General features: G+C 58.4%; 4 protein-coding genes. 3 read left to right on the top strand and 1 reads right to left on the bottom strand.

The features are described from left to right. A partial coding sequence (locus WCG50_RS16350) for a methyl-accepting chemotaxis protein (protein ID WP_336900660.1) occupies positions 1-1286 on the bottom strand: 1286 nt, incomplete at its 3' end. A 193-nt stretch (positions 1287-1479) separates the two neighbouring features. Here WCG50_RS16350 and metG point away from each other — a divergent pair. From metG to WCG50_RS16335, 3 genes are all read left to right on the top strand, one after another. Then, positions 1480-3603: a methionine--tRNA ligase gene (gene metG, locus WCG50_RS16345; RefSeq protein WP_336900659.1), complete on the top strand. Its 2124-nt coding sequence runs from the start codon at positions 1480-1482 to the stop codon at positions 3601-3603. 242 nt (positions 3604-3845) lie between these two features. Continuing rightward, positions 3846-5852, top strand: a complete 2007-nt coding sequence (locus tag WCG50_RS16340; RefSeq protein WP_336900658.1) for a proton-conducting transporter membrane subunit — start codon at positions 3846-3848, stop codon at positions 5850-5852. Further along, a partial coding sequence (locus WCG50_RS16335; RefSeq protein ID WP_336900657.1) for an NADH-quinone oxidoreductase subunit H occupies positions 5849-6541 on the top strand: 693 nt, incomplete at its 3' end. The genes WCG50_RS16340 and WCG50_RS16335, both read left to right, overlap by 4 nt.

Below are 6541 nucleotides of genomic sequence, written 5' to 3'. Positions count from 1 at the left end.
ACCAAGGCCGTGCCTTGCTCCACGCGCTCCACACTGGTGTTGATCAGTGACTTGATTTCTTTGGCGGCTTCGGCCGAGCGTCCGGCCAAAGAGCGCACTTCACTGGCCACCACGGCAAAGCCCCGGCCTTGTTCGCCGGCCCGGGCCGCTTCCACCGCCGCATTGAGCGCCAGAATGTTGGTCTGAAAAGCAATGCCGTCGATGACGCTGATGATGTCCGATATCTTGCGCGACGCCTCGTTGATGCCTTTCATGGTTTCCACAACCTGGCTCACCACTTCGCCACCCTGAATGGCCACGCTGGAAGCGCTCATGGCCAGTTGGTTGGCTTGACGCGCGTTGTCCGCATTTTGTTTGACGGTGGAACTGAGTTGTTCCATGGAGGCCGCTGTTTCTTCCAACGCACTCGCCTGTTGTTCGGTTCTGGCCGACAGGTCGTGGTTGCCCTGGGCGATCTCAGAACTGGCCGTTGCCACGCTCTCGGAGCCCTGGCGCACGTTCGACACGATGGATTTCAACGTGCCCAACATGTCATTGAGGGCGCTTGCCAAGCTGTCCTGATTCTTGGTGCCGTGTGGAAAACCATGGGTCAGGTCACCTGCGGCAATGCTGTGCGCCAACTGCGTGGCATTGGAGGGTTCCATGCCCAGTTGATTCGTAATGCTGCGAGAGATGACCAAAGCGATGGCCACGAGGACCGCCCCACCGATCAACACCGACAGCAGAGTGATCAAACTGGCATTGGATGAGGCGGCATCAAAGGCTTCGTCTGCCACCTTCGCTTCTTCGGTCAGGCGGTCGGCTACCTTTTTGAAGTTCTCGTCAAATTTGTCAATTTGTTTGTCAATCTGATCGTCGACCAGAGCGATCTCGGCAAGGGGTGCCTCCCGCTTGGCCAACACCAAAAATTGCTCGGTGTAGAGTTTTCGAAACTCCACCAGGGCCACGTGTGCCGTTTTAAGGGCTGTTCGTTGCTCGTCGGTATCGGCCACTTTGGTGGCAAATTCAAACGCCTTGTCGGTGTCTGCTGAAATGGACTGCCATTTTTTTTGCACCTCGTCAAACTGGCGGTTGATAAAGGTATCGGCCACGATGCGGTAAGCCTGAGCGCCCAAGTTGGCGTCGTGGCTGAGATGGCCGGCTGCTTGGGTTCTTTCATAAGCCACATTTTGCAAATGCGCCAAGCGGGACAGGCTGAACCAGTTCACCGCCGCCAGAATGAGCATCACCGATATGGCGACGCCCACCATGAGGTTCAGTCGGCTTGAAACTTTCCAGTTTTTCATTGTTTTCTTCCTTGAATATGACACGGGGTCTTGGCGCACAATATTTCAATAACCCCTGCACTTGCGGCAGGACAACTGGCTACATGAGTTCATCATATTGGATTTGTATTTCAATTTGAGTCTTGAAATCGAAAAATCAAACGGCAGAGTGGGTGACTAAAATCACCACCTTGTCTTGAAAGCCCAACGCCCCATGTCACGCCAACTCTTTGTCACCACCGCCCTGCCCTATGCCAACGGCAACTTCCACATCGGCCACATCATGGAGTACATCCAGGCCGACATCTGGGTGCGCTACCAGCGGATGATGGGCAACGCGGTGAATTTTGTCTGTGCCGATGACACCCATGGCGCGCCGATCATGATTGCCGCTGAAAAAGTGGGCAAGACGCCCCAGCAGTTCGTGGCCGACATCGCCGCCGGCCGCAAGCCGTATCTGGAGGGTTTCAGCATCAGTTTTGACAACTGGCACTCCACCGACGGCCCCGAAAACCACGAACTGGCACGCCAGATTTACCGTGACCTGCGTGACAACAAGGATGGCTCGCTGATCGAGACCAAGACCATCGAGCAGTTCTTTGACGCTGAGAAGAACATGTTTCTGCCCGACCGCTTCATCAAGGGCGAGTGCCCCAAGTGCCACACCAAAGACCAGTACGGCGACAACTGCGAGTCGTGCGGCGCGGTCTATGCCCCCACTGACCTGATTAATCCCTACTCTGCGCTGTCGGGCGTGACCCCGGAACTCAAAAGCTCGGAACATTTCTTCTTCAAACTATCGGACCCACGCTGCGTGGCGTTTCTGGAGCAGTGGACCCAGGGCAACGATGAGTCCGGCAAGCCGCGCCTGCAACCCGAAGTAGCCAACAAGGTCAAGGAATGGTTCTCGGTGCGCACCAACCCGGACGGCACAAAAAGCGAAGGTCTGGGCGACTGGGACATTTCCCGCGATGCGCCCTATTTCGGCATCGAGATTCCTGATGCACCGGGCAAGTATTTTTACGTCTGGCTGGACGCGCCTATTGGCTACCTGGCCTCGCTGAAAAACCTGCTGGAAAAACGCGGTCAAAGCTACGACGACTACATGGCCAACCCGGCGCTGGAGCAATACCACTTTATTGGCAAAGACATCGTCACCTTCCACACGCTGTTTTGGCCCGCCACGCTGCACTTCAGCGGCCGCAAAACTCCCAACAACATCTTTGTGCATGGCTTTTTGACCATCAACAGCGAGAAGATGAGCAAGAGCCGGGGCACCGGCCTGGACCCACTCAAGTACCTGGGCCTGGGCATGAACCCCGAGTGGCTGCGCTACTACATTGCCACCAAACTGAACTCGCGCAACGAAGACATCGAGTTCAGCCCGAAAGACTTCATGGCCCGCGTCAACAGCGATCTGGTGGGCAAGTTCATCAACATCGCCTCGCGCGCCGCCGGTTTTATTGCCAAGCGTTTTGACGGAAAGTTAGGCGAAGTCTCCGCCGATGGTGCGGTGCTGCTAAACCAGTTGCGCATCGAGCGCGTCAGCATTGAAATGCTCTACGAGGCGCGCGAGTTTGCCAAGGCCCTGCGCGAGACCATGCTGCTGGCCGACCGCGTGAACGAATATGTGGATGCCAACAAGCCCTGGGAGCTGGCCAAAAAAGAAGGCATGGACGCCCGCCTGCACGATGTCTGCACGGTGTGTATCGAAGCTTTTGCCGTGCTCACCACTTACCTCAAACCGGTGCTGCCGACCCTGGCCACCCAGGTGGAAGCCTTCCTCAACAGCGCACCGCTGGTGCTGGGTAACGCCAACCAGCCGCTGGGCGCGGGTCACCGCATTGGGGACTACAAGCACCTGATGCAGCGCGTCGACATCAAGCAACTTGAAGCATTGTTTGAGGCTCCAGCCCCCGTGGAACCTGCGCAAGCAGCTATTGAATTAGTAGCGACTGGTGGCGAAGACATCGCACCGACGATCGGCATTGACGACTTCATGAAGGTCGACCTGCGCATCGCCAAAATCGTCAACTGCGAGGCCGTGGTCGGCTCCACCAAACTGCTGCGCCTGACGCTGGATGTGGGCGAAGGCACCGACCCGCAGGGGAACCCGATCACGCGCAACGTCTTCAGCGGCATTGCCAGTGCCTACAAACCCGAAGACCTGATCGGCAAACACACGGTCATGGTGGCCAACCTGGCGCCACGCAAGATGAAATTTGGCATCTCTGAGGGCATGGTGCTGGCAGCCGGTCACGCAGACGAAAAGACCAACCCCGGCATTTATGTGCTGGAACCTTTTCCCGGTGCACAACCCGGCATGCGGGTACGTTAAGGGCCTAGAATCGCGATCCTTATGGGACAGCTCCATTCATTGAGTTCCTTGTTGAATTCACCCCTTTCCAAACGTCGCCGGTTCATCACGCGACTGCGTCACTGCGGGGCGCCGACCTTGACTTGAACCCCTTGGTGTTCAAGTGATCGTCGGAGTCCCTTCATGCTTTTTTTCTCCTTTTCTGTTGGCATTAAGACCACAGGCCTGCACCTGATGGGGGCGAAAGCCCGGGCGCGCCAGCCATGAGTCAGCTCATTGCGGCGGTACTCATACTGATGCTGGGTGGCGGGTTGTGCCTGCTGCCCGCGCCCAACAAAATCCGCGTCGGGCTGGGGCTGGCCTCGCAGGTCATTGCCACCGGACTGGTGGGGTGGGCGGTGTTACCCGTGTTGTTTGGCGCACCCATGATCACCGGCGAAATGGCCTGGGCGCACCCGATTGGCGCCTTGCGATTCAGGCTGGATGCACTGGGCGCCTTTTTTCTGGCGTGGTCATTGCCCATGACACTGCTGGGCAGTATTTACGCGGTCGGCTATTTGCGCCAACACTTTGCGGGGCCGCGCCATCTGGGGGTGCATTTTGGCCTGCTGAACATGATTTCGCTTTCCTTCATATTGGTTTACACCGGCGAGCATGCCATCACGTTTTTGCTCGGCTGGGAAATCGCTGCACTGGCCGCCTGGCTGTTGGTGATTTGGGATTACACCAACCAGAAAGTGCGTTTTGCCGGCTTCAATTACCTGGTTTCCACCCACATCGGCCTGATGTTTCTGGTGGCAGCGGTGATGATTTTGTACACCAACACGCAGTCCTGGTATTTGGGTGACTTTGGCCAGTGGATGAGCCAACACCCCGGCAAAGTGCGCAATGTGGTGTTTTTGTTACTGGTCACCAGCTTTGGTTTGAAGTCGGCGTTTTTCCCGTTTCACTCCTGGCTGCCCCGCGCCCATGCGGCAGCACCGGCCCATGTGTCGGCACTGATGTCGGGTGTGATCCACAAGGCCGGTTTGTATGCGCTGGTGCGTTTTCTGCTGTTGTCAGGCAAGCCTGATGAGTGGATGGGCTGGTTCCTGATCGTGTTCTCAGCAACTTCAGCCCTCGTGGGCGGCTTGTACACCGTGGGGCAGCGCGACCTGAAGCGCCTGTTAGGTTACTCATCGACCGAGAACGTGGGCATTGCGGGTATCGGTTTTGGCATCGGTTGCCTGGGCCTCACCTGGAACATTCCCGCGCTGGTGGCGCTGGGTTTTGCGGGCGGCTTGCTGCACTTGCTGAACCACGCCTTCTTCAAATGCCAGCTGTTTTATGCCGCCGGTTGTGTCTACAAGGTCAAACACGCGATCGACATGGAGCGCCTCGGCGGCCTTTTCAAACTGATGCCGGTTACCGCAGTGTGCTTCGTCATCGGGGGTGTGGCAATTTCAGCGCTGCCGCCATTCAATGGTTTCGCCAGTGAATTTTTGATCTATTCGGGCCTGTTCACTGGTGCGGCCATCAGCGTCTGGGCCAAGCTGGCACTGAGCGTGGCCGCTGCTGCTCTCGCGTTTGTGGGGGCGGTGTCGGCCTTGAGCATGGCGCGCGCTTTTGGCGTCATATTTTTGGGCAGCTCGCGTGACACCAGCCTGCCGCAAGGCCACGAGGCCAGTGGCTGGATGCTGTTCCCCATGGGCATTCACGCGCTAGGCACGGTGTTGCTGGGCGTGGTGCCGGTGCTGGGCTTTGCACTGGTGGCCGGGCCCACCGCGCTGTTCATGGCCCACCTGCCAGGCACCTCGGCGCTGCAAAGCCTGCAACCGATCATCAGCACGCTGACCCGCATCGGCATCTTTTCAGGCGGATTGGTGCTGGTCGTTGGCCTGGTCTGGTGGCTGCGCACTGTCTTGTGGCGCCAAGCCCCGCTGCAAAACGCCACTTGGGGCTGCGGCTACACCGCGCCCAACACGCGCATGCAGTACACCGGCGCGAGTTTTTCGACCGATTTTGCGAGCCGATTCAAAAACATCATGGTACTGCTCAAGCGGCAAAAAGCGCCTGCCGGCTACTTCCCCACCGACAGTTATGTGATTACCGATTGCGTCGACGCGGTAGAGCGGCGGATGTACTCGGTCATTGAACATGGCAATGAATCCGCCACACGATTGTCCGAAAAACTGCATGAAGACGACCCCCGCATCGCGTTTTCGGCCGGGCTGGCGGCCCTGGTGGCGATTGCCGCCCTGCTGCTGCTCACCGAAGGGGCGCTGACATGAACACCCTGCTCAGCTTGACTCATCTGGCCTTTGTGCTGGTGTTACCGATAGTGCTGATTGGCGTGGTGAACCGAACCAAATCCTGGTGGGCGGGTCGCAAAGGTCCGCGAATTTTGCAGTCAGCTTCAGACCTGTGGCGCCTGCTGGGCAAGCGCCCGGTCGTCAGCCACACCGCCAGCCCGCTGTTTCGGGCCGGCGCTTATGCGGTGCTGGTGGCTTGCCTGCTGGCGGCCAGCATGGCGCCGATGCTGGGCCAGTTTGCCCCGCTCCAGTTTGAGCATGATTTCATCGTTTTTGCCTACACCCTGGGCCTGGCGCGCATCGTCATGACCATCTCGGCGATGGACGTGGGCAGCGCCTTTGAGGGCATGGGCGCAGCGCGCGAAGCGTCGTTTTCCAGCTACGGCGAGCCTGCGCTGTTTTTGCTGATCGGTGCCGCCAGCGCGGCCACGGGTATGAGCAGTTTTGCCGACCTGATCGGCCACCTGCACAACACCCCTTACTTTGCCTGGCTGGTGACGCCGCTGGTGGTGGCGCTGTTCATCTTGCTGCAAGCCGAAGCCGCCCGTGTGCCGGTCGATGACCCGCTGACGCACCTGGAGCTGACCATGATTCACGAGGTCATGATCCTCGACCACAGTGGACCCGAACTGGCGGCCATGCAATATGCAGCGGCCCTGAAAATGACG

The sequence above is a fragment of the Rhodoferax sp. genome, assembly GCF_037143375.1.
Classification (GTDB): Bacteria; Pseudomonadota; Gammaproteobacteria; order Burkholderiales; family Burkholderiaceae_C; genus Rhodoferax.
The sequence above is the reverse complement of the archived record's forward strand: the minus strand, read 5'-3'. Positions and strand labels throughout refer to the sequence as shown.

What these genes read in the sequence shown, in the direction of transcription:
- WCG50_RS16340 (WP_336900658.1), top strand. Translation starts at nt 3,846, where the DNA reads ATGAGTCAGCTCATTGCGGCGGTACTCATACTGATGCTGGGTGGCGGG.
- metG (WP_336900659.1), top strand. Translation starts at nt 1,480, where the DNA reads ATGTCACGCCAACTCTTTGTCACCACCGCCCTGCCCTATGCCAACGGC.